The 23870-nt window shown below is 37.5% G+C and carries 27 protein-coding genes and 1 pseudogene; 7 read left to right on the top strand and 21 right to left on the bottom strand.

Annotated features, from left to right (window positions below; translation table 11 throughout):
* Positions 1 to 15: 15 nt before the first annotated feature.
* The 6 genes from AC1TO8_RS16380 to AC1TO8_RS16405 all read right to left on the bottom strand — a co-directional run bounded on the left by AC1TO8_RS16380 (position 16) and on the right by AC1TO8_RS16405 (position 5327).
* The gene (locus tag AC1TO8_RS16380) at positions 16 to 705 is read right to left on the bottom strand and encodes a sugar transferase (protein WP_482056706.1); all 690 of its coding nucleotides are present in this window, start codon (positions 703 to 705) and stop codon (positions 16 to 18) included.
* Position 706: 1 nt separating this feature from the next.
* The gene (gene galU / locus AC1TO8_RS16385) at positions 707 to 1609 is read right to left on the bottom strand and encodes a UTP--glucose-1-phosphate uridylyltransferase GalU (RefSeq protein WP_482056707.1); all 903 of its coding nucleotides are present in this window, start codon (positions 1607 to 1609) and stop codon (positions 707 to 709) included.
* A 380-nt stretch (positions 1610 to 1989) separates the two neighbouring features.
* A complete protein-coding gene (locus AC1TO8_RS16390) occupies positions 1990 to 2682 on the bottom strand; it encodes a CpsD/CapB family tyrosine-protein kinase (RefSeq protein WP_482056708.1) in 693 nt (230 codons plus the stop codon).
* Positions 2663 to 3412 carry a YveK family protein gene (locus AC1TO8_RS16395; protein WP_482056709.1) on the bottom strand — a complete coding sequence of 250 codons (750 nt, stop codon included), beginning with the start codon at positions 3410 to 3412 and terminating at the stop codon, positions 2663 to 2665. The genes AC1TO8_RS16390 and AC1TO8_RS16395 overlap by 20 nt, the downstream gene beginning before the upstream one ends.
* Before the next feature lie 257 nt (positions 3413 to 3669).
* Positions 3670 to 3957, bottom strand: a complete 288-nt coding sequence (locus AC1TO8_RS16400; protein ID WP_482056710.1) for a hypothetical protein — start codon at positions 3955 to 3957, stop codon at positions 3670 to 3672.
* A gap of 584 nt (positions 3958 to 4541) precedes the next feature.
* Complete coding sequence (locus AC1TO8_RS16405) at positions 4542 to 5327, bottom strand: tyrosine-protein phosphatase (RefSeq protein WP_482056711.1); 786 nt, start codon at positions 5325 to 5327, stop codon at positions 4542 to 4544.
* A 195-nt stretch (positions 5328 to 5522) separates the two neighbouring features.
* Between AC1TO8_RS16405 and AC1TO8_RS16410 the strand changes: the two genes are divergently transcribed.
* Together AC1TO8_RS16410 and AC1TO8_RS16415 are read left to right on the top strand one after the other, a co-directional pair.
* Positions 5523 to 6029 carry a DUF3231 family protein gene (locus tag AC1TO8_RS16410; protein WP_482056712.1) on the top strand — a complete coding sequence of 169 codons (507 nt, stop codon included), beginning with the start codon at positions 5523 to 5525 and terminating at the stop codon, positions 6027 to 6029.
* Between the two features lie 54 nt (positions 6030 to 6083).
* A complete protein-coding gene (locus tag AC1TO8_RS16415) occupies positions 6084 to 6206 on the top strand; it encodes a DUF418 domain-containing protein (protein ID WP_482056713.1) in 123 nt (40 codons plus the stop codon).
* A 16-nt stretch (positions 6207 to 6222) separates the two neighbouring features.
* Here AC1TO8_RS16415 and AC1TO8_RS16420 read toward each other — a convergent pair whose 3' ends face one another.
* Positions 6223 to 6747: a DUF4241 domain-containing protein gene (locus AC1TO8_RS16420; RefSeq protein WP_482056714.1), complete on the bottom strand. Its 525-nt coding sequence runs from the start codon at positions 6745 to 6747 to the stop codon at positions 6223 to 6225.
* Positions 6748 to 7420: 673 nt separating this feature from the next.
* Between AC1TO8_RS16420 and AC1TO8_RS16425 the strand changes: the two genes are divergently transcribed.
* Positions 7421 to 8533 carry a hypothetical protein gene (locus tag AC1TO8_RS16425; RefSeq protein ID WP_482056715.1) on the top strand — a complete coding sequence of 371 codons (1113 nt, stop codon included), beginning with the start codon at positions 7421 to 7423 and terminating at the stop codon, positions 8531 to 8533.
* Positions 8534 to 8623: 90 nt separating this feature from the next.
* Positions 8624 to 9358 carry a YqjF family protein gene (locus AC1TO8_RS16430; RefSeq protein WP_482056716.1) on the top strand — a complete coding sequence of 245 codons (735 nt, stop codon included), beginning with the start codon at positions 8624 to 8626 and terminating at the stop codon, positions 9356 to 9358.
* 6 nt (positions 9359 to 9364) lie between these two features.
* Here AC1TO8_RS16430 and AC1TO8_RS16435 read toward each other — a convergent pair whose 3' ends face one another.
* Positions 9365 to 9697: a nucleoside triphosphate pyrophosphohydrolase gene (locus AC1TO8_RS16435; protein WP_482056717.1), complete on the bottom strand. Its 333-nt coding sequence runs from the start codon at positions 9695 to 9697 to the stop codon at positions 9365 to 9367.
* A gap of 147 nt (positions 9698 to 9844) precedes the next feature.
* On the bottom strand, positions 9845 to 10288 hold the full coding sequence (locus AC1TO8_RS16440) for a hypothetical protein (protein ID WP_482056718.1): 444 nt from the start codon (positions 10286 to 10288) through the stop codon (positions 9845 to 9847).
* Between the two features lie 216 nt (positions 10289 to 10504).
* On the opposite strand from AC1TO8_RS16440, the gene AC1TO8_RS16445 reads away from it, so the two are divergent.
* Positions 10505 to 10849 carry a helix-turn-helix domain-containing protein gene (locus AC1TO8_RS16445; protein ID WP_482056719.1) on the top strand — a complete coding sequence of 115 codons (345 nt, stop codon included), beginning with the start codon at positions 10505 to 10507 and terminating at the stop codon, positions 10847 to 10849.
* Between the two features lie 240 nt (positions 10850 to 11089).
* Here the strand turns inward: AC1TO8_RS16445 and AC1TO8_RS16450 are convergent, their stop codons facing one another.
* The 6 genes from AC1TO8_RS16450 to AC1TO8_RS16475 all read right to left on the bottom strand — a co-directional run bounded on the left by AC1TO8_RS16450 (position 11090) and on the right by AC1TO8_RS16475 (position 16007).
* Positions 11090 to 11860 (bottom strand): hypothetical protein, encoded by a 771-nt coding sequence (locus AC1TO8_RS16450; RefSeq protein ID WP_482056720.1) that lies wholly within the window; start codon positions 11858 to 11860, stop codon positions 11090 to 11092.
* A gap of 173 nt (positions 11861 to 12033) precedes the next feature.
* Complete coding sequence (locus AC1TO8_RS16455) at positions 12034 to 12309, bottom strand: ATP-binding cassette domain-containing protein (protein ID WP_482056721.1); 276 nt, start codon at positions 12307 to 12309, stop codon at positions 12034 to 12036.
* A 46-nt stretch (positions 12310 to 12355) separates the two neighbouring features.
* Positions 12356 to 12706: a DUF2178 domain-containing protein gene (locus tag AC1TO8_RS16460; protein ID WP_482056722.1), complete on the bottom strand. Its 351-nt coding sequence runs from the start codon at positions 12704 to 12706 to the stop codon at positions 12356 to 12358.
* Positions 12703 to 12936: a helix-turn-helix transcriptional regulator gene (locus tag AC1TO8_RS16465; protein ID WP_482056723.1), complete on the bottom strand. Its 234-nt coding sequence runs from the start codon at positions 12934 to 12936 to the stop codon at positions 12703 to 12705. Before AC1TO8_RS16465 ends, AC1TO8_RS16460 begins: the two co-directional genes overlap by 4 nt.
* 326 nt (positions 12937 to 13262) lie before the next feature.
* The gene (locus AC1TO8_RS16470) at positions 13263 to 15008 is read right to left on the bottom strand and encodes an ABC-F family ATP-binding cassette domain-containing protein (RefSeq protein WP_482056724.1); all 1746 of its coding nucleotides are present in this window, start codon (positions 15006 to 15008) and stop codon (positions 13263 to 13265) included.
* A 288-nt stretch (positions 15009 to 15296) separates the two neighbouring features.
* Entirely contained in the window at positions 15297 to 16007 is a 711-nt protein-coding gene (locus tag AC1TO8_RS16475) for a nuclease-related domain-containing protein (protein ID WP_482056725.1), read from the bottom strand.
* A 175-nt stretch (positions 16008 to 16182) separates the two neighbouring features.
* Between AC1TO8_RS16475 and AC1TO8_RS16480 the strand changes: the two genes are divergently transcribed.
* Positions 16183 to 17304, top strand: coding sequence for a WG repeat-containing protein (locus AC1TO8_RS16480; protein ID WP_482056726.1), 1122 nt, complete (start codon positions 16183 to 16185; stop codon positions 17302 to 17304).
* Between the two features lie 263 nt (positions 17305 to 17567).
* On the opposite strand, the gene AC1TO8_RS16485 is transcribed toward AC1TO8_RS16480, so the two are convergent.
* Both AC1TO8_RS16485 and AC1TO8_RS16490 read right to left on the bottom strand, forming a co-directional pair.
* Positions 17568 to 17843 (bottom strand): restriction endonuclease, encoded by a 276-nt coding sequence (locus AC1TO8_RS16485; protein ID WP_482056818.1) that lies wholly within the window; start codon positions 17841 to 17843, stop codon positions 17568 to 17570.
* A 338-nt stretch (positions 17844 to 18181) separates the two neighbouring features.
* The gene (locus AC1TO8_RS16490; protein WP_482056727.1) at positions 18182 to 19429 is read right to left on the bottom strand and encodes a DNA cytosine methyltransferase; all 1248 of its coding nucleotides are present in this window, start codon (positions 19427 to 19429) and stop codon (positions 18182 to 18184) included.
* A gap of 107 nt (positions 19430 to 19536) precedes the next feature.
* Here AC1TO8_RS16490 and AC1TO8_RS16495 point away from each other — a divergent pair, with 107 nt between their 5' ends.
* Complete coding sequence (locus tag AC1TO8_RS16495; protein WP_482056728.1) at positions 19537 to 20409, top strand: NgoPII family restriction endonuclease; 873 nt, start codon at positions 19537 to 19539, stop codon at positions 20407 to 20409.
* Between the two features lie 591 nt (positions 20410 to 21000).
* On the opposite strand, the gene AC1TO8_RS16500 is transcribed toward AC1TO8_RS16495, so the two are convergent.
* The 4 genes and pseudogenes from AC1TO8_RS16500 to AC1TO8_RS16515 all read right to left on the bottom strand — a co-directional run bounded on the left by AC1TO8_RS16500 (position 21001) and on the right by AC1TO8_RS16515 (position 23814).
* Positions 21001 to 21357 carry a tyrosine-type recombinase/integrase gene (locus AC1TO8_RS16500; RefSeq protein WP_482056729.1) on the bottom strand — a complete coding sequence of 119 codons (357 nt, stop codon included), beginning with the start codon at positions 21355 to 21357 and terminating at the stop codon, positions 21001 to 21003.
* Positions 21358 to 21762: 405 nt separating this feature from the next.
* A complete protein-coding gene (locus AC1TO8_RS16505) occupies positions 21763 to 21939 on the bottom strand; it encodes a hypothetical protein (RefSeq protein WP_482056730.1) in 177 nt (58 codons plus the stop codon).
* Positions 21940 to 22095: 156 nt separating this feature from the next.
* Positions 22096 to 22215: pseudogene (locus tag AC1TO8_RS16510) on the bottom strand (GMP synthase (glutamine-hydrolyzing)); the annotation flags it as partial.
* Between the two features lie 483 nt (positions 22216 to 22698).
* The gene (locus tag AC1TO8_RS16515; protein ID WP_482056731.1) at positions 22699 to 23814 is read right to left on the bottom strand and encodes an HNH endonuclease; all 1116 of its coding nucleotides are present in this window, start codon (positions 23812 to 23814) and stop codon (positions 22699 to 22701) included.
* Positions 23815 to 23870 lie beyond the last annotated feature (56 nt).

A 23870-nucleotide genomic window follows, 5' to 3' on the forward strand; every position in this document is an offset into this window, starting at 1 on the left:
CCCTCCATTTCTTAGTTAGAATGCATCCTGGGAGCCAACCACGGCCTTCACCGTTCGGAACATAATTTTAATATCGAACCATATACATTTTTTCTCAATATAAGAAATATCGAGATCAACCATCTCTTTGAAGCAGAGATTATTCCTTCCACTAACTTGCCACAGCCCTGTGCAGCCTGGTATAACAGACAATCGCTTCTTGTCATAAGACGTATATTCCGCAACTTCTCTCGTAAGAGGAGGTCTCGGACCTACTAATGACATTTCTCCTCTAAGTACATTGATTAATTGTGGAAGTTCATCAATACTCATTTTTCGAATAAATTTTCCGACCTTCGTCACACGAGGATCTTCTCTCATTTTGAACATAGCACCGCTTATCTCATTCTGATCCAGAAGATCTTTCAGTTTATCTTCGGCATCACTATACATGGAACGAAGCTTGTACATCCGAAACAATCTCTCATTCTTGCCGACCCTCGTCTGATAGAAGAAAGCTGAGCCTGAAGGGTCTTCCCATTTAATTAGAATAATGATAAAGGCCATCAGCGGACTTAATAAAATTAAACCTACCAACGCTCCGATGATATCAATCGTACGTTTGAGTATCGAATACAACGATAGACCTTCTTGCTCAGCCCATTTATTCGAATAGTAATCTGAGACACCTCTAACATATTCATCCCGATATTGTGTATAAGTCATCTTAATCTCTCCTTCCAGCAATCAATTGTTTACCAACCTCACGATCCATTACTTCCTGAAGGCCTGACAACAGTTCGTGCCTAAGTTCATTATTTCGGAGTGCAAAGTCGATGGTCGTCATAATGAAACCGAGCTTCTCTCCAACATCATACCGAGTCCCTTGGAAATCGTAGGCGTAGACACCTTTATCCTCATTTAGCTTTTGAATCGCGTCGGTAAGCTGAATCTCACCACCTGCGCCTAACTCATGTCTCCCTAAATATTCAAAGATATCAGGTGTAAGCACATAACGACCCATAATTGCTAGATTAGAAGGAGCTTGTCCCTTCGGTGGTTTCTCGACGAAACGATTAACCTGATACAAGTTATCCATTCTTTCACCCGGATCTACAATTCCATAACGATGCGTCTGATCTACACCTACCGTCTGAACACCGATGACTGAACGTCCAGTACGCTCATACTGCTCTATCAGTTGCCTAATACATGGAACCTCGGCCTCCACAATATCATCTCCAAGGAGAACAGCGAACGGTTCGTTGCCGATGAAATTACGTGCACACCAGACGGCATGTCCTAATCCTCTCGCTTCTTTTTGCCTTATATAATGAAGGTTCACATTGGATGACTTTCTGACTTTCTCAAGGATGTCGAGTTTCCCTTTTTCCTGTAAAATATGTTCGAGCTCAAATGCGATATCAAAGTGGTCCTCAATCGCCCGCTTCCCTTTACCTGTTACAACGATGATATCCTCGACTCCCGATTCAATAGCTTCTTCCACGATATACTGAATGGTTGGCTTATCAACAATGGGAAGCATTTCTTTGGGCATTGCTTTTGTTGCAGGTAAGAAGCGTGTACCTAGTCCAGCAGCAGGAATAATAGCTTTCGTTACTTTTTTCATTTTGATTTCACCCTATCTTTTTTATTATGTACAAACAAAATATACAAGGGCATTGAACCCTTCCTCACATCACACCCTTGACGAAGTACGTCTAAGGTCGGCTGACCCACAGTATGACCGAGTGTCTCCAGTGATAAAGGTGCAGGAGACATTACCTTCCTATTTATCTCGCCTACCATTAAGAGGTTGTTCAAAAAGTCACCTTTTGATCACGAAGCATATCAAGAGGATTACTCGACTTCGAAGATTGAATTCAGCCGGTCCTTCCGGTGCTCACGTAGGTACTGCCTACGCTCCGCTCCTCACTCCCTTGGCTTCATCCAATCTTCTCGGTGCTGAAAAGTCGACTTTTTGAACTCGCACATTAGGATGAATTGACGTTAACCGTCGTTTTCTTCTCCGTAGTAGTAGGTATAGGAATCTGATTGTTTTCGATTAACATTATTAAGAACTACACCGATTAACTTGGCATTCACATGCATAAGGGATGCTTTCGCTTTAAGCACCACTTCTTTCTTCACTTTCCCCGATTCAATGACAAGCACAACACCATCACTTAAAGTCGCTACAATTTGAGCGTCTGTTACGGACAAGATAGGTGGGGTATCGATAATGATCACATCGTACATTCCCCTAATTGTGTTAAGCAGAGTAGCCATTTGTTTAGAAGACAGTAACTCTGATGGATTAGGTGGAGTAGGCCCAGCTTGAAGGATAGAAAGGTTCTCCGTATTGGACTGTTGGATGATCTCACTTAACTCCTTCTGTTTAAATAAAGCGGTGGTCAAGCCACTCCGATTGGACTTCCCAAAGATATGATGCTGCGATGGTTTCCGTAGATCCGCATCAATGAGCAGTACTTGTTTATTAGCTTGAGCGAAAGACACGGCTATATTAGCACTGGTCGTACTCTTCCCCTCATTCGGATTAGAAGAAGTGATCATTATGACTTGTAGCTGTCGATCTAATGTCGAGAACTCGATATTGGTCCGTAGCATTCGGTATCCTTCAGAGATTGGAGATATCGGATTGCTCTCCGTAATAAGGTTCCATTTAGGCATCAAGTGAGACATTGTTTTCCCTCCCAACCGGTATCGGAGTGTTATTGTTCCGATCCGTGAAATCACTTTCTTTAAATCCTGGAATTGAAGTTAATACAGGAACTCCAAGCAGTTTCTCAATATCTTCCTCGGTCTTCACCGTGTCATCTAAATAATCGAGTAGAAAGGCAATACCTACTCCAAACATCAATGCCAACATGAATGCCACAGCAATATTGAGCTTCACATTGGGTGCTACTGGGTTATGAGATTCTGTTGGATCAGCTTTATCTAGAACTGAAACATTATCGACTTTCATCAGTTCAGGGATCTTCTGTTGAAATACGACTGCTACCGCGTTGGCGATATTCGCTGCCTTCTCATAGGAATTATCCCTGACAGATATGGACATCACTTGCGTTTCATTAACAGAACTTACGCTTACTTTGCCGATGAGTTCACCATGTGTCACACCGAGCTCTGGATATTCCTTGACGACAATCTTCATCAATCGAGGTGTTTTGATAATTTCTTTATAAGTTTTGATCAGCCCGATCGTCGTGTTTATGGAGCCAAGGTCTATACTCGGTATTAATGAGCTACTATCCTTGGTCTGGTTGACGATTAATTTAGCTGAAGCATCGTACTGTGGTGTAATGAGGTAATAGGAATAGATGCCGATGGATAGACAACTTACTACAATAATCAATACAATCAATAACAGCCTTCTTTTGATGATGAACCAGTATTGTTTCAATTCCACATTATTTCCTCCGAACTCATTCAATTTTGTATGTATTCTCAATACGCCCTACTCATTTCGAATAACAAATAATAATAGTTATTCAATTCGCGAACATGAGGGCGTGGTTTACCCATAAATGTGTAAATCTCTATGAATAACTATTCCTAATGAATTGATATATGTATATAATTATTCAATTCGCGAATATTCGGGCATAGTTTTTCATAGAAACATTTAGGTCAATACCAGATCAATAATGACGACGATTTAGCTTCTTACTTCCTTGTGTTCATGAAATGATCGACTGACCCGCCCTTCATAACGGATTCCATCAAGTCTTCTGAATCGGCTTCAAGATCAATCTTCCTCAGCATTAATGATACTAGTTCTGCCATATTAATAAGTCCGTCCTTCGGGCGATAACCTGTTAATATCAGATATTCAGATATTGCCCTAGATTCTACAACATCATCCTGTTTCAGTAGTGCAGGGTCTTCCGATAGTTTGGCCAAAAATCTCTTCAACTTGATCTTCTTCTGACTTAGATTCGTGTCTGTCTTCATTTACATCCTCCATTCATCAAGTGGCGTTTATCTACATTGATTCATGGAACTTAACCATTCTTGTCTGCTACCCATTCAACATATGACAAAATCTTAACTATTGTATAAACAGTATGCCACAAATCCAATTAATTCTTGAGAGAATAAAGACATAGAAGCATTTAGATAATCTTGCTCATCTTCAAAACTTTACCATAGGTACGTGTTCCTAATCATTGTCGAATTATAAATATTTTTTTTCAATTTTCAGGTCATAAAGTGGGCAATATTGTAAGAATTAGTTTTTATTCAGTTTTTTTTTGGTAGTTCTTTATTCTGACTCATTCAAATGCCACCATAATTCGCTTACATCCTTATGATATCTAGGATGTTCCCTACCAATTATCTTGTTGAAATTTAGAAGTTAGAGCAAATTAAGCTCTATTCATGCTCTCTTTAGTTGTTTATAATATCGAAAACAGGGACTATTGGTCACCGTCCCAAAAAAGAAGAATTAAATGATGTTTTTCGACATTTTTTGCAACTCATAAATAAAAAAATGACCAAAAATATCCGAAAAAATCGGCTTTATTGGTCATAAAATGTTATTTTTTTATGAAAAAGGGTAATAAACGGTATATAATTCGCTCCGACGAAGACTTTAATTCTGGCATTCGACCAAAAGGCTTATCTTCAATCACACACTGCGCATTGTTTAGAAGATAGTTCTCCCATGGCTCCCCCATACGATCCCGGATAACATCATAAGCTTCCCGCAGTTGAAATCCTCTGCGTTCAACATGATGAGCATCCGATGAAACGATATGAATGAGTCCGCTTCTGCATAATGACCATGCTGATTTCTCAATTCGTTTGCCAAATTTGCCAAGCAAGGAATGCGTTGTAACCTGCGCGAAGGCGCCTCTCTCAATGAGCTTAGCCAGCCTCTCTGGATGCTTAACAATTTCTGCATTTCGTTCAGGGTGAGCAATGATCGGTTTTAATTTCATAATATTCAACTCGTAAATCAACTCATCCATCTCCTTCGGAATGACAGAGGATGGCAATTCAATCAGCACATAATGAGAGTTTCCCAGCGGAAGTAATTCCTTTCTGAACCAAGCTTCTAGTAAATCGCTATGTATCCGAATTTCTTGTCCGGCCAAAATAGTAACTGGAACACCTTCTGCTATTAACCTCTCATTCAGTTGACGGGTATGCTCTACAACTTTCTCTGCCACATTCATATATTTCCCATTCGCATGATGCGGTGTTGCGATAATCGTAGTAATACCTTCAGCTACAGCCGCTTTAGCCATATTCAATGTATCATCCCAATTCGCAGCCCCATCATCAACGAAGGGGAGTATATGTGTATGAATGTCTATCATATCAGCCCTCATTTCCTAGAAGAATTCATAATTTTCTCTTAAACGTATTTCATTAAGTATATCTAGTCAAGCACTCCCTAATAGATCGCATGAGATGTACCAACATTTTTAATAAATTTCATTCAAGATACATATTCACTTATTGTTTGGACATCATAAAGTAGAAGTGAAATAAAGGAAAAGGTGTGTGCATACATGGGTATTTTGAATGGCAATCCAAAAGATGAACCGTTACATTATGGTGAGATATTCAGCATTTGGTCTGCTTCGACGGTTGCTAAAGGAGCTGTATCCTGCTATCAAGCCTATTTAAATCATGCTGGAGACAAGGATCTTAAGAAAGTGTTAGAAGCTCTAATTGATCAAGCCAAGCTGGAAATTAAGGAATTAGATAAATTGCTCACAGATAATGGCGTTGCTCCCGCTCCAATTCTGCCAGATCGCCCTCAAGTGAAGATTGAAGACATCCCTGTAGGGGCAAGATTTACTGACCCAGAAATAGCTGCTAAAATTGCAGCAGACACTGCTATTGGTTTGGTCGCTTGTAGCCAAGCGATGGGACAATGTATTCGAGAAGATGTCGCCGCATTATATGCCAAATATCAGCTTACTATGGCTGCATTAGGAGCTAGAATACTTAAAATGAATAAAGAAAAGGGATGGCTCATTCCTCCCCCACTACAAGTAAAGAGACCAGAGTAATCTCCAATTGGATACCATTCAAGAAATCCCACTCATGGAGTGGGATTTCTTGTAATGATTACTCTTGATATTCTGCGCGGATTCGCGCTTCTAGGAATTATCTGGTTACGACACTTCTCAATGGGACCTGTTGAATATATATGGCGTGTGGGAACATACGGTAGGATTAAATTGTAGGCAACTTGACTGGATTCTAGAATTCTGAAGACTTTAGGAATACAATCTTTACACCGACAATCTGATCCTGCTTATTTGTGGCGATATATGCCCCATAAGCACCATCTCCCATACCTGTATGTGACACGACACCGCCATCTAGAACTCCAGCTTCATGACCACTCTCGGTTATGTTACAACAAGATAAATACCACTCACTATCTGTATCCGTACCTCTATCCTGAGTATTGGAATCAGGGATTCGATACTTGTTAATATCAAAGATCCCTGCTTGTCCACTATCCACTCCTACGATAAATGAACACTTCACCCATTCCAAATATTCTTCTTGTTCCACGACTGAACTATGACATGCCGTTAATTTAGAACAAGCTTCGCCCCAATCTCTCACTTCCGTCTTCTCCACTTGACCAATCCAAGTCCCATTTAACACATTGTCTAACACACCCATAATAATGGTTGCCGTATCTAGTTCATAACAAGGATCCGATACGACCAATTGGCCAGACGCAACTTCAAAATTACCTAATTGAATTAACATAAGAGTTCCTCCGATATAAGTTCATTTCGCGGATTGGGCTGTAACACCATCCACGATCACCATTCATCACCTTCCGCCTCCATCATTCACTTTTAGGTGCAAAAAGTACACTTAGATTTGGTCAATCCTCTTTTACACTAATTTTAGTTGCATAAAGTACATCTAGATTGCTGGAACCCTCGCTTTTCACCGTTTTCGCCACTTTTAAGTGTATTTTTACAACTAATTATCTGTTTTCCAACTTTTCCTGCTATTTAAATGTACTTTATACAGCTAATCTAGCCTCACCTTCACTACGTACATGCGCGAAGCATTGTTCGTAACTCTAACGTCGTCATTCTATGCCTATTCAAGTGAATGACATCCGAATATTCACCCCAGAAAAGTGTGGAATTTGTCTAAAACTTCTTGTGTAACTGAAATGGGAGCTTGATTAAAAATCTCCACGGTCTGGAATACTCAATAAACTTCATTCCCCTCTGGTTTTCCAAAATCAATTTCTTTATGACGATTTGTTGGAGTAATGTCTCTTTCCATGCAAGCTTCTTCAAAGATTACTGAAATTTAACCGTATACCGGTATAATAAACCCATTATGAGAAGTATACTTGAGTTTGTTGTTTCCTTTTTAAACCTTGCATCATCCAATTATACTAACTTGTGGAGGTCTTATTGTGAATAAATTATTCATCTTAATGAGTATACTGTTACTCACTAATAGTTGTTCAAATGAATCGTCATCGAACGGTAACGGAGATTCACCTACTTCCTCTACTCCCATTGTCGAGACTCAATCGCCAGCAACAGAAAAGCCATCCGTGGAACACCCATCTGAAGACAGTTCTGTCATTATAGGAACCTTCAGTCGTCCTAATGCCAATCCGATGTACTCAGGCATTGCAGAAGTAACTCAATTACAAGGTAATCAATATCACCTAAGTGTGAATATTCATTCTGGAGTTACTCACCATACGGGTCAGATCGAAGTTAATTTCAACTATGATGGCAAAAATGCTGTATATTCGGATGAGGAATATCAAGATATTCAACTATCCTTTACGGATCATTCTCTAACCATCGATTATTCAGATGATCAACATTTTGGTGGCATGAATGCAGAACCGAGAGGAATCTTTTACTTACAGAACTCAGGTCACACGGACGCTCCTTTCCTCTCCACTCTATATGATCAACTTCAACTCGATGATGCCTATCGTCACGGTCTCACCGATGTCTTAAGCTATCCATTCGATGAGTCTTCTCTAGCTCTATTGGTAAGATCTAAGAGTCATGTAGACAGCACGGCAGTAGCTCAACAGCATCTTGTCATTTATGACCCTAACCTTCAACATTTCAATGTCTTGGGTAAGATCATAGGCTTCGATTCTCCAGAACAATATCGTAAGCTTGAGGAACTGAAGACAGATCCTGATCTCATCTATGAACTCTTGAACAAAGATATTGCTGATCGATATAGAGAAGTCCAAATGCAGAAATTTGACGATGGTGAAGTTCCGAACAATAACTGGGATGAACTCCAACTCACAGATGTTGATGCATTATACATCTTAACGGGTACCCAAGGCGTAACTCGTGTACAGGATAACCAACGTGATCAGCACAATATGGGTTCTGTCTTCATTTATGAAGTTGATCACATGGATGACCAGTTCGTGACCATCCATCACTATGAACTTGTACGAAACGACGAGACCGATGAGCATACCTCAACCATCCAATGGTACGAGATTGATCGTTCCACCGGAAAAGTAACGAATCAGTTCTAACCGTTTCTGTTCATACTAAATAATGAATATACTCCAATGAGCTAATTGCAGTAGCTGATTAGTTATCATGAGATGAAAGGAAGAGAGCAAATGATCACCAATTCACAAAGACCTTGGTCTGCACCAAGTAGCCCATGGATTATTAAGCAAAGCTGGCGCGATCTATTGTTCTTACATTACCCCATAAACCCAGATGCTCTTAGACCCCATGTGCCTTCTGGAATGGAATTAGATACGATTAATGGAGATGCTTGGATAAGCATTGTACCCTTTTGGATGAGCGGGATCCGTTTTAAAGGAACCCCATCTGCACCTTATTTGTCAAAATTCCCAGAACTGAACGTCAGAACTTATGTTACCGTCGGTGACAAACCTGGTGTGTATTTTTTCAGTTTGGATGCGAAGAGTTTGTTGGGAGTATTTTTTGGAAGAATATTTTTTAAATTACCTTATTTCTATTCCGATATGAGCATTGTTCATCAGGCAGACCATATTGTATATGAAAGCTCGAGAAATGAGGGTGATTTCAAGTTTAAAGGAAGCTATCACCCCACATCTGAAGTCTATCAGGCGTTAGAGGGAACACTGGATTATTGGTTAGTTGAAAGATATTGTTTATACAGCGAGCATCGCGGTCAAATATTCATGTCTGAAATTAATCATGCACCGTGGAATTTGCAAAAGGCATCGTATGAAATTAGCGAAAATTCGATGATTCAAATGCCGGGCATCGAAGTGTCAGAACCATTGTATGCGCATTATTGCAAGAGAATCGATGTACATGTCTGGCCGTTGAAGGCGCTTGAGAAGGATCGTCAGGAATAATACCTCTCAAAACAAATCATCATCGACATCGATTAGATAGACTCTTTCCTGGAACCCGCCCCGTGCTTCCGCCTTATCTGCCCGTATGCTTTCAAGTTCCATCCAGTCCGACCCGTGAGCTTCAGCCAATGCCCTTATTACTTCTAGCATATCTGCTAGCTCTTCCAGAGCGTCTTGATCATTATCCGCCTTGGTATACTCCTCAACTTCTTCACTAAGCTTCACTTTCAATTCCTCTGTATATTCTTCAGGATCCAGAATGCGAGTTCTGCACTCTTTCCCCTGCGATGTAATAATAAATGGAATGCGATCACGAACCAACTTATTATATGTAGACATAGGAACACCCTTTCCGGTTGTATGGCTAATAGTGCGCAGGTAGATGAGTGTTTGTCCAAAACATATCTATTACTGCTCTATACTCGTAATTCCTTTATGTAATTATATCATTATGAAAAAAGTTAGGGAGGTTATCGTCATTGTTGCTTAGAATATGGGTTGGTATGTCTCACAATCAACTATTCTCTCAGACAAAGTACATAATAATAGTTCTATTCTATTTAAAATACTAATGGCATGCTCTTCCCCTAAATTCTGTGTAGTTAATATGTTTTCTTGGCTCGTTAAGAAATATATTTTGCTTAAGAATAATTCTGCATCCAGATCAATGATATTCCTCTCCCGTGTGAACAATAACAGTTCATCGAAAGAGATCTGATTCATATACATTTCCCTTCCACCACTATGTAAATAAACTGCGTTTAGCATAGCCTTTATGGACATATAACCTATGTTCAAACAATGCGAAGTCAATCCCCCTTCAAGAAACACTAAGCCAATGTCCATATAAAACTTGGAAAGTTCATAATAACTACGGACCTTGGAGGATTGGTTGGATTTGAAGTCCGAACTGTTGGGAATACTGTTCATAGAATCACCTTCTTGAATTATTTTAAAAATAGAGACCTAATACTAAACTTTGTATTTTCCAAACCTATATCATCAAACACTTGTTACATTTGATAAAATCTAACATTACCATCATTATACACCATATTGATACCTATAAATATCAATGATATTCATAATACAATGTTTATCACTCCAAAACTTGACTACACTTTTGATTATAGAGGGGTGTAGTAAATGAAGGAGAAAGAAATTCTTAAACTAGTTGGTGCCCGAATTAGAGTCTTGAGAAAAGAAAGAGGAATGTCACAAGAATCCCTTGGAGAAAAAGGAGGGTTTCATTTTTCATATATAGGACAGATTGAACGAGGAGAAAAAAACGTAGCCTTGTTGAATCTTGATAAAATTGCAAACGCATTAGATGTAAATGTTACTCAGCTGTTTACCTACGTAAATGAAGAATACGAGCAGACAGAATCAGATGCAAATGTTAATGAAATTATAATGATGCTCAGAAAATCAGATCCTCAGCAAATTGCTATGGCAAAGAATGTGTTGAGAGAGATATTTAATAATAAGTGATCTACTGTAACTGACAGATCTATTAAACAATCTATATAGCAAAAAGACACTGATTTGTATTCATCAGTGTCTTTTCTGTTTGTTGTGTTCTGGATAGAGACCTTCGTATTTTCCATCTAGTTCATCCAATAAACGATCAGGATATGCGATCATCTATATAATGCGGAGATATGGTAGTAAGATAGGATTAATTATAAAAGGGGAACAGTCCTTTTATAATTAATCCTACAGTATAGATCCTTATCGACACTTCTGTGAATCTGACATTTTGTTTTTGATTAAGTTATGGAGTTCTTTTGTACTTTTCCTTTGCTCCGTTGAGCCATGCCTTGACTGCCTCTTTGTAATTTCCTTGTATGAAATCTGATTAGCATTACCCCATTTCTTCCAGGGAACTTTATCGTATTTATGGTGCTGGTAATACTTCCATGGATGGATACTCCCCGGCGCATAATTATACGTGCCCATGTTTACCAGATCGTTTACCATCTGACCCGTCTCAGCATGATAGACAACTTCAAAGCGACCATTTGATGATATAAACTTCACATTATAAGCAGCGTCATATTCGCTTACTTCATATCGGTGATATCTAGCAGTGAATAGCTGCCATTTGCCGCATGCCACTAGTTCAATTATTTCTTCTAATTGTTCAGGCGCCTCTCCATATCGATTCAGTTCATTGCGAAAATAATGAATCTCTTCCGTGATATAAGGGAGTTGTTTGACATGTTGATCAAATGTCTCAAAAAACATATCAAATTGCTTATGTCCGTTCAGAAGCTTTTGATTTACCACCAAATCATGCATCATATGCGTTAGGATTGCGTGTGATGCAATCGCTTTGGTTGTATCAAATATATACCATTTTTGATGCTCAGAGCGAATTTGATCATACTGCTCTGAGAGTTCAGAAAAGTATGCCTCCGATAAAAAATCGGCCTTGATCTCTACAGGCACAATCGAATATACTAAGTCTTTCTCTAGTCGATGGTACCCGTATATCGACACTAAAAACAGGAAAAAAAGAATGATAAGAACCGTTTTTGGCGATTGACTTTTGATTACTATCCTAATGTTTTGCCCCTCCTCTAATCGATTATTCGATTTCCTCCCCAGAACAAGTAAACGATTCGTATACTTCGATTTTTTTCTTTTTATAGGGACAATCACAAACAAAACGATTAGTGTAAGTAAATTCCTGAAAAATAAGTTAAGTGGAATAATCCTGACTTATTATTGAATAGCTTTGGTTCCTCGATCAAGTAACTTACCTGATGATTGTCCGCAACTGCTCCATCATCGGTCGGAATGTTTTGCGTTATAATCTTCATCAGGGTACTTTTTCCAGCGCTGTTTCTTCCAATCAGACCAACGATTTCTCCTTGGTTGAAATTCAAAGAGAGATCTTTTATAACTATTGAATTTCCATATCGCTTAGTTAGCATATTTATCAGCATTATCTAATCCTCCATCCATGGCTGGGCCTCGCGTCTCGACCTTTCCTTATGAAAAATCCTTTTTATATTGGACGGCCAAATAAATTCCACCAGCGAAAAATGCTAGCGTATATTTGAACAAGAAAAAGATGTTCCACATATATTCTTTCGGAAAAATTATGTCACATAGAACAATTACCACCAGCATATAGAAACTGCTTTTCAAAAAGATTGTGTTTGTACGTTCGTCTTCTCGCCCAATCATCTTATAAAATGCATAGAGCATAATCATACTACCGATAAGCAGTAATAAACCAACTCCAAGGAGAATATTCCAATTTCCCGGAGATTGTTCAGCCCAGGACTTTAAAGGGTAAAAAATTTCGTTAGAGAAATCTGAGATAGACATCGTTTTCATTTTTCATCATTTCCTTTCTCATAAGTAAAAATATCGTTTACTTCAACTTTAAAAAAATCGGCAATTCGAAAAGCTAACAGCAGAGTCGGAACATAATTTCCTTTTTCCATTACGAAGATGGTTTGTTTGGATACCCCGACTTTCTCTGCTAATTCTTGCTGAGACATTCTGGCAAGTACACGATATTCATAAACCTTATTGGATATCGAATCACCAAAATCTTTCTTCATGACCATCACCTCTTGAATCAAATTATAAACTCACTTTTTATAAAAGTAAAGTAAACTTATACAAAATAATAAAACACCTTAATGTTTAATTAGTTTACTTTGATTTAACAAGAGTCAGAATGCAGAAAGAACCTGACGGAATTCATGATTCCGTCAGGTTCACATATCGATCTGGTGTGATTTATGGTTTTTGGTGGTGCATTTTATGATATTCAGTGGTGCAAGAAACGGTTAGAGTGGTGCAATCGCGTGATAATATTCAAGTAGCCCTAATTCCCAGTACAATAAATCGATACTTGTAATCATTTCAATCAGAGGGTTATGATTTAAAGCAACTTAATCAGCTCTTCTAGCTCATCAACCAATACTTTTGCATGTTCAAAATTAGTATCTTTTAATGCCAATTCTATTTTCGTTTCAAGTGATTTTTTATTTTGTTCCATTTCTAAATAGTCTCTATCAAAATGACGAGCATAAATCATCTGTTTAAATTTTTTCATAGTCATTTTTCTAATCGTCTTATCGTCAATGATTAACACATAATCCATACCATTTACGACAGAATAGAAATCATGAGAAATCATGAGAATCGCACCTTTATAGTCTTCAATGGCTTTTTCCAGTGCTATTTGTGTATAGGTGTCCAAATGACTTGTCGGTTCATCAAGGAGCAATACGTTTGCTTTACTGGCAGAAACTTTGGCCAATTGAAGCATATTTTTTTCTCCACCAGATAAAGATGCTATCTTTTGATCAACGATTTCTCCTTCAAAACCATAATGCGCAACATATGATCTAACCTCTTCATAAGTGTTAAACCCAGCATCGATGAATTCTTCGAGTATTGTATTAGAATCCTTTAGCATTTCGCCTTGAAACTGAGATAAATATGCTACTTTAGCATCAGCATTTATTTCAATGGATTCATGATTATTATTAAATATTTCTCGGAGTAACGTCGTTTTCCCTGTACCGTTTGGACCGATAAGGGCTACTTTATCCGTAGATTTCATCTCAAAGTTAACATTCTCTAGAAGCAACTCATCAAAGGCAACACTATAATTATTAACATTTATAACTATGGTGTCATCATTTTCAATTTCATGATCAATACCTAAACTGATATTCGGTTGCTTAATATCTACGAATGGTGCCTTAATTTTACGTGCTTCCAATCTTTCTTGGAATTTAACTCTAGCTTTGAGCGCTCTCCCTCTAGATGCTTCTGAATTATACGTTGCGATAGCTCTAAGATTATCGATGATGATCTCATTTCTCTCAATTTCTTCACCCTCAGCGACTGTGAGTTCTTGTAACTCAATCTTCGTCTGAAGTAATGAGAAGTTATACTCAATATATCGCCCATCAAACTCTTGGATCTCCATGTTCTCAAGGTGCAACATTTTGTTGAAACAATGATTCAATAGATATCTGTTGTGCGTAACGACTAGCAGCATTCCTTTATGAGAATTAATGAGATTCTTAAGCGCATTTAGGTTTTCAAAATCTAAAAATACATCGGGTTCGTCCATAATCATTAAGTCTGGACTACTCAGCATTTCCTTCATCACTTGAATAAGTTTGAATTCCCCACCACTCAGGTCAGATACCCTATGATCTTTTAGCTTCATGAGGTTTGCTAGATTTAGTTTCTTATTAATGTTGCTCTCAAAATTATCCCCATCCATTGAAGCAAATGCATCTAAAGCCAATTGAGACTTTTCTAGTAACGAATCAATATCCGCTGATGTTTCCATTTCAGTGTAAATAGCATTTATTTCATTTTGTATCTTAATAAATTCTTCCCCTATATATTCGAACACTGTTGTTTCTTTCGTTTTGTCTAGTTGTGAGAACTGACTTACATACCCGATTGTGCAAGTTGGGTCCATCTCTAGCTTGCCTTCGAACATATGTCTTTCTGGATCCATCAGTATATCGATCAGTGTACTTTTCCCACTGCCACTTGTTCCTATAAAAGCGCAATGCTGTCCCTCTTCAAGCGTAAATGAAATGTTGTTATATAGTTCTTTTTGCGGAAATGAGAAGGATAAGTTATCAACTTTTATCATAGTATGACCTTTCTTTATAACTAAATTTGTGACTATTATTAGATGCATTGAGGAGCATGAATTTTGAGTTTACCGTTGAAAGAATAACACTTTTTACAACTAACTACAATCATTCCTTATAAGATACGATGCTTTCGATTGTTTACATACTAGAATTAGCATATGGGGGAGTTTATATTCTCACCATATAGGTGTGGATTTTGTCTAAAACTTCTTGTGTAACTGAAGCGGGAGCTTGTCCAACAGTAGAGCGTCCTTTATTATAGCGTGTTGCAATCATATCCTGTCTTACTTAGATTTATTCACTCCACTAGCTTTCTCGACATGCTCAGCTCTAACACTTAGATCTGTAATGTTCGCCTCTAACAGAGAATCATAGATCTTCTGAATATCCGGTTCAGATAATATCTTCTCTGGCTGCTCCGCTTGAATTCGAATCATTTTTCGCCCAATATATTCAGACAACTCGACATCATATACAATCAGGTCATCCGATTGGATCTTTCTCAGGTCAGGGTCAACACTAAAACGGCAACGCATCGTAAAGGATACTAGTGAGATGTACCTAACATCCTTATAACTCGGTAGATAACTTTTAATAGCCTGAATATGACCGTAGTTCTGCATGAATGGATTGTACATTCTGAACCGATTATTAACTGTCCATGATTTTTCATTACGCTTGCCCTTAATCTCACCATTATAGTTCTTAGTCTCAATCACAAACAGACCTCTAGGTGTGATCACAACATGATCAATCTGTGAATAACCCGTACGAGACTTGGCATTCACAACCATTAAGTCACTTAAATACATGCATCCCTTAGGAAGCTGATCGAGCTGAATGTTGATTTTATGTTCACCCAATTCACCAATTCGAGTCGGTTGCACTTTTGGCCTTGGCTTGCTGGGAGCTACTTTAGATTTACTTGCCGTTGGTTTCGGTTTCTTCTTCTTAGCTGGGGAAGCTGTAAACATGGATAATAGTTTCTTAAACATATTATAGGTGCTCCGTTCATATGTAATTGTGGTGCTTCAACACTCTAGCGCAGTTCCTTCGTCCTTAGTCTAACACACGCTCTCTCCGCTCGAAATGCAAATGTAATCGATACATAACCATTCCACCATTTATACGTCTATAATAATAAGAATTCATTTATAAAGGAGCTTGAACATGTTAAAGAAATTTGGATTAGCCTTATTAGTTCTGTTTACTTCCACCACAATGTTGGACACTGGATGGGCAGCTTCAAACACGACACAAATCCAAGTCTCCAACACACCTGTAGACTATATGATTGCTCGACCTGGAAGTGATGGTCATTTCCATAATGGCTTGTTATTGGCAGAGCGGTCGGATGGCACGCTTGTGTATTATAACACCAAGGGGGATATAGCATTTACTCTGCCTGAAGATATTGAACCTATCACCGGAGGCGACTTCCACGAGCAGCGGGCACTCGTCATTAATACAAAGACGAATCTCCTTGGCTACATTAACACCAAAGGCGACTTAGCTATTCCCTGTCAGTTTACTTCAGCTGGGTATTTCTCCGAAGGCATAGCCCATGTAACAATGGCCAATTCTAGTGAACAAACATTTATTGATAGGACAGGGAAGGTCGTTACCCATTTCACCGAAGATTATAGTTCTGATTATTATTTCACAAATGGCCTGGCTATCGCATATGCTCCACAAAACTTCGATAAAATCGGCTACATCAATACAAACGGGCAGTTGGCCATTCCATATCAATACACCTATGCCCGCGGATTTTCCGAAGGGTTAGCTCTTGTTCAAATCAGCAGCAAAGGCTTTTATGGATATATCGATACAACAGGCAAAGTCACTATTCCTCTTCGTTATCAAGCCGGTGGTGATTTTTCCGAAGGTTTAGCGCCCGTACAAAATGCTAAAGGAAAATGGGGCTTTATTGATAAATATGGGACGATCATTATTCCTTTTCGGTATAGCAACGTGAACGATTTCAGCGAGGGTCTAGCTGCAGTTTATAATAGCCAAGGAAAAGTGGGGTTTATCAATACAAAGGGGCAATTGGTCATTGCTTATCAGAAATATAATAGAGCATCTAAATTCAAAGAAGGAATCACTTTAGTAGGTATTACAACGAAATCAGATCCTGTCGGTAAGTTTGGGTATATAAATCGCCAAGGAAAACTACTTACCAAGCTTGAATATATGAGAGAATCCTCCTCTTTTAGTAATGGCTCAGCTGTAGCACTCAAGTCCATGTACACGGCATTTATCTTGACAAAGGAATCGCCTTCACAATAATATCTGACATAAACTTTTCCTATAACTTCCATTTTTCAATAAATCATAGATAGTCTAATATAGTGGAGCTTTAATAATTCATCTGACCATATATCATAACCGCAGACTAAATCACTCTCGTCCTACTTAGACGTAACTGACTTCACTCTCTTATTGGTTGGTTGCCATTTACCCCAGGATTGAAGCTTTTGCTCAACTAAGCCGCCGTGCCAATAATCCACTTTAAAATTCTCTGCCTCAGTCTTAGCAGGCCCCGTCAAGTCTCAGGTTGTTACTAACAAAGCAAGAATGCAATCATGATTACGTTTAGCTCCTACTAGTTCGCGAACAGTCTGCACATTCACCTTGTTATGGTCAGCATAGCATTTAGCTTGAACAGCCGTTTTCTCTCCTCGCTTATCGATAATGACCAGATCAACGCCACCATCCTTCCCACCAATGCCAACTTCTTTAACCACATATCCTTTACCACGAAAATAAAGTGCAAGCAGACGTTCAAATTCAGCCCCGTTTAAATCGTCTAGCGACCAATCTCGAATTTCTCTGGACCATCATTCAGGATGTAATCGTTTTGCATCCTCATATTTTAAGTGGTTATATAGGAATAATGTTACCCCCTGTGTTAGAAGATTCACTAGAAAGGGTTTTGAGGCTCTGAGAGAGTCTGTAAGAGGGTTTAAAGTGGCTATAATGGAGTAATAAAGTTGAGTCTGTTTCTCACAGATTGATAGATAGTATAGCTATTAAGACCATAAAAAGAACTCTGTTCAAATTGCGTATTGTTGTTCTTTAAACTATTATCTTCATATTACAGTTTCAAAAAAACTCATCCCAATAAACTGGAATGAGCATTGATGAATATCTTATTAATTCTTACTTAAATAATTTTTTCATATAAGAACTTAATAATTGGACGAACCATTTTTTCAGCTAGTAAGACTGGCACTGCATTGCCAATTTGTTTGTATTGTTCATTAAGCTTATGGTTATTCGTAACGTTTTCCTTATTACCATTTGAAAACTCGAACCAGTTAGGAAAAGATTGAATACGGGCAACTTCGCGAACTGATAAACGACGATTAAAATTACCTTGAAACTCCCAAGAATCTTTTCCATTTTTTTTCATAGGTTCGCCGTGAGGGTGCATGGGAGCTTGCCTACCACTCGCTTGAATAGTAAAGCTTTGCTCGTCCCAGTTCTTTTTACGATTACGGCTCATATACATACTTGAAAACGAACCTTCGTAAACATCTTTAGGATCCAAAGGCAAATCGCTAATCGTATCTTTTAAAGTGACATATGGAAGTTTCCCTTCTCCATGTGTTGCTTCGGGAACTTCGTATTCAAAACCATATTTTTCACGAATATCATTGCGGATTCCGACAATAAATACTCGTTCACGAAGTTGTGGAACACCATAATCGCGAGAATTTACTAAATGGGCAGTAACATAATAACCCGCAGCTTTAAAGTCCTCTATCATTTGGCTAAGAACTTGTCCTCTAGCCATTGTCATAAGACCTTTTACATTTTCAGCAACAAAAAACTCGGGTGTACTGTGCACTAAAGCACGAATGTAATGGACGTATAGAAAGTTCCGTGGATCATCGAGTAATCGAGGACCGGAACTGCTAAAACCGGGACATGGAAATCCGCCGAGCATAAGATTACAGCTCGGAAATTCTGCTACTTTACGAATGTCCTTTGCAACTTTAGTAACAGTCGGAGCAAAGTTATTAACGTAAGTCATATTTGCTGATGTAAACATATCATTTGAATAAACAAAATTGCATTTTACTTTACTACGCAATTTCAAATATTCTTCTTTATTTTCAAAAGCTCTGTATGCTTTTTCTTTTCCAAATTGAACAACCATACTTGAAAGTTCTACTCCCAAATCTAAGCCGCCCGCACCCGAGAACAACGAAACAATCTTCGTTTCTCCTTCGGCGAAATGAAGATTTTTTAGTATTTCTTTTTCTTCTAATCTATCTTGTTCAGTGATATTAGTTTGAACAAGTTCGTTTTCTTCAAGAATTTTCTCCAACAAAACATTTTGTACTTCTTCAGGCATGAAAGTAAGCGAAGACACAAAAGTTCTTTTTTCTCTTTCAGCAACTACCATAAGAAATCACTCCTTTTCAATACATAGTATCTTACCATAATAGTTTGTGTTTGGCCAGTCTATATATCTATGAGAAAATAGAGAAAATAAACAGAAGGAGAAATGAAATGACACAATCACCTACATCAAATATTTTAGTGGCTTTAAAGAACATTCTCGATAGGAATTCAAGTATTCTCACACCAATTTTCCGGTCAAACGGTTCAGCAAATGCAGCTGGAGATAGCCTTGAATATTTCGTGAAGGATATGTTTTGCACGGGTGCTAGTCAATACCAGTACGAACACGAAAAAATGATCAAGTACAATGAATATCTTAGTTGGACAGGTAACTCCTCTAACTTCCCCGATTTTATTGTTAAAGGTGGAGTTGGTGTTGAGCCAAAAAAACTAAATAATCAGAGCTATTCTTCTCTAGCGTTAAACAGTTCTTATCCAAAGGATTACATCTATCCCGATAGTCAGAACTTACCTAGAGAGATTAACGAGGAAAAGTGGTATAGAAAAGAAGTTATTTACGTTACTGGGAATTTAAACACTCAAAACAACAAACTACTTTCACTTTGGTTTGCTTACGGGAATACAATGGTAGCTGACCGCTCTACCTATTTAAGTCTAATTGACGAGATTAGAGAAGCAGTAGCAAGTACAAACGCTACATTGACTGATTCTAAGGAATTGGCTCGTGCCAAGGGAATTGACCCCCTAAAACTATCAAACCTTCGAGTTCGAGGAATGTATGAATTAGAACACCCACATAAAGTATTTAGTGACTATATTACACGAGATGATATTCCTACTGACGCAACAAGAATATTTGTAGTTATGCTAACTAATGATTACATGGCACTTGAAGAACAACCTGATTTTTCTACACATTTCGCTAGTGGAAAACTGAAAAAAACTGAAATATTTATTCCAAATCCAAATAACCCGAGTGAAAATCTAGAGGCAATTTTATTCGAAGGTTGGACTGATTAATAGATATAGGTACATAATTAGTGGTTGACTTTCGGCTTATCAAATTACTGAATGTGAGTGAATGAGGAGAGCAATTGGACATAGTTATTCCCTACTTCCAAAGATAAAAAACAATTATCAATGAAAATAAAGAATAACTTGATATACTGAACGTTCGCTCAGAGTTTGAGTTTCTTGTATCTCCTTGTTCAGCTATCGCTTCTCAGCACCACATAACTCATTTAATTTCCGCCCTAAATGTCTTGTTGTCGTTATGTGTTCCAGCCTCCTTAGAGATCTAGAAATCAGCCTACACTGTTAATGGTCGCAATCACCTACAATCACTCACCATGAACAAGGAAAAGGCTGAGATTATACTCAGAGTGAAATAACGTTTTATTTGCATTGGGAACGCTGAACCCTGACCATTTTGAGAAGTTAGTGGGCAAGCTTCCCTCACCTGTTCCTAAAAAAGACAATAGGAACCTAGACCTCTTGAGACTATTTTTAAAAAATGTTAAAACAGACAAGAAGCTGATAAGTATTTCTTTATTCAGTTATGAAATTGATTAAGTTTTGAGTCTCCAGTTGGTAGCTGGGGACTTTTATTTTTCATTTTTGTTTCTCGTGGCGTCTCACATGAACATTTCTCAAAGGACTGTGAACACGTCCAATTTTCAGAATGTCATCTTGTTCCAACCCTCTAAGATACTTTGACGTTATTTGTGTATCATAATGCCCTAGCAAACGACTCAGGCTGTAAACATCAATTCCATTTTTCAGTTGCTTTTGAGCGAAGTAATGCCTACAGTCATGAGGAGAACAACGAACTTCTTCTCTCACTTTTGCTTTAATACATTGCTCCTTGAGTATCTTATTAATTCGAGAACGTGATAGCCTCATTGCTGATTGGTCTAAAAAGTAATAATCCTCAATCTCATCAGGATGTTTATTTTTAAAACCGTTCATGTCTAGCTTTCTCGTAAAGTCTCATGTAATTCCTCATAATGCGACTAATATAAACTAGGCGCTGTTTTGAGCCTTTTCCATGGATCAGAATATGACGAGGTGAAATGTCGTTCTGCTTTATATCTCAAAGCTCTGATACCCTTACACCTGTATTAAAAAGGAATATCAAAATCAGCTTGTCCCCTTAATTTGAATAGGTTTCCTCTTTAACACTATTTATAATTCGTGAGACTTCTTCATCATTGAAAGTAACAATCACTGTCTTATTCTCTTTCAAGTTCCTAATTCTTCTCATCGGATTTTCAAGTTCCTCTATAAATTCGTCTTCGACCAAATAATTAAAAAAACTCTCATAGTTGAAAGAGTGTTGTTTATCGTCCTATTGTTCTCTCTTCCTAAGTTCTGTCACTCTTTAATAAACTTTTTAATGTGGATTGGTGTAACTTCTTCCACTTCATACACATCTAAAGTCTCTAAGTAGTCCTTGAACATCTTCAGGCGATACATACAACTCTCGATATATTTAGGCTTCCTTCCCAAAACTTCCTGATTGAATCTAAAATCATCAATCATTTTAGACATAAAAAAACCTTTCCTACCCATAATTCGGGTAAAAAAGAGAGTCATTTTGAATGTTCAATAGTTGTATGTGGTGTAGCAGTATTATTACTTAAAAACGCCACAAAACCTTGATATGACAAGATTCAAGAGAATTTTATATCCCTAGAAATACTCAGCCTATTCCCACTCAATCGTAGCTGGTGGCTTAGATGTAATGTCATACACAATTCTGTTAACATTATCCACTTCATTCACGATACGTACTGAGATTTTCTCAAGAATATCCCATGGGATACGAGGGATAAGAGTCTTTATTCTAACTTAACCCATCGTAAATCCCACCACCGCTACCCGCTTCAATAGAGTAAATTACTATTCAATTATTGCGTTATCTTTGTATATCAATTGTAGCGGGTGAAATGGAGAATTTCAACTGTTCAACACACCATTTATTAGTTCATCAATACAAAAAAACGAACCAACGAAATTTATACGTAGTACTGGACTTATAAACAAAGACCAAGATCATACTATCTCTTGGTCTTTGTTATTCATTCACACTTATTAAAAATATCCTTTCATTATATACAACACGTTTTTAATTATTTAATCAATTGCCCTTTCAAGCTATTCTATATTCAATCCCTGTTAGTTGACTCTAAGTTCACATCACTTACTAATTGCTTCAATGATTTCTGGTATTTTCCTCCCTCGGGAGAGGAGCCTATTAAAAGAATACACAAAATTATTGACCGACCCAAAAGATTAGCAGTCATACTTCTAATCTTCATATTTTCCAAATTTAAATTTCCCTAATATAGTTCTTTTCAACTCTTCAATGCTCAATACTGTATCTTTTTTCCTATGTACCATACGATGACAATTTGAACATAAAGGAACTAAATCTTCTTTAGGATTAATATCTGTAGCTTTTTCTAATAGACTTAATGGATTGATATGATGGATTTCAATAAAATCCTTTCCTCTTTCACCATATACTTCTTCAAAGCTAAAACCACATCCCATACAGTTCAGTCCATGGATTCTTATAGCGTTTGCTCTATTCTCAGGTCTTCGTTCATATCGTTTACCATAATAGTAGCTAACAGCACCTTCTTCAAATAGTTCAGAATCAATGTCTTCAATCATTGTATTTAATAATTGAATATCTTTTCGATTTGAATGCTCCTCAAATAATCCCTTCAATATTTCACTGATATCCTTATCCCATGGTGCTTCAATGTCTTTTCTATCTTGTTTATAATGGATTAAAGTTACATCTTCTATTGACACTTGAGGATTTATTAAATGTAACATTTCAATCCCTATTAATTTTGCTTTGGTCAGAATATTTTTTTTATTACTTGTAATTTCACTCTGTTTTACAAGCTTATCATCTTCCATTATGTATATTAAATATTTATAATTAGAATCGTTATTGTTCCCAAGAGGTTTAACCTTGACAGTCAGTATGTAGTATTTTGTTACCCTCCCAATATGATAACCTTTGTTACCAAGTTCATTTTCAAATAATCCAAAATCAAATTCTTGTGTAACAACTGTTGTAAGATCATCCTCTTCTTTAGTTTCTTCACTCACCATTTCTTGCTGTAGTTCTGGTGTATCAATAAAAGGTATATTTATTTGGTAACCACACACTTTGAGTCTATCAATTACTATATTCCGTTCGTTCTCGCTAAACAATATTTGGTACTCTTCTCTAAGAATTAATGCCTCTACTGTTAAATCTAGTCTTCCTAATTCCAAAAGACTTGTAAATCCATCTGATGGAGTATTACTAGCAATAAATTTCTTTGCTGCCCTAAGTCCACCTTCATTAGCAACCATTTTTCTAAATCTAGAAGCATTATAGCCTATCTTTTTTTGCATTTTCATAAATATTTAACATTTCTTTATGAAATTTATTAACTAATATTTGCATTTCTTTTTCT

Source organism: Paenibacillus sp. Y859, from assembly GCF_056786405.1.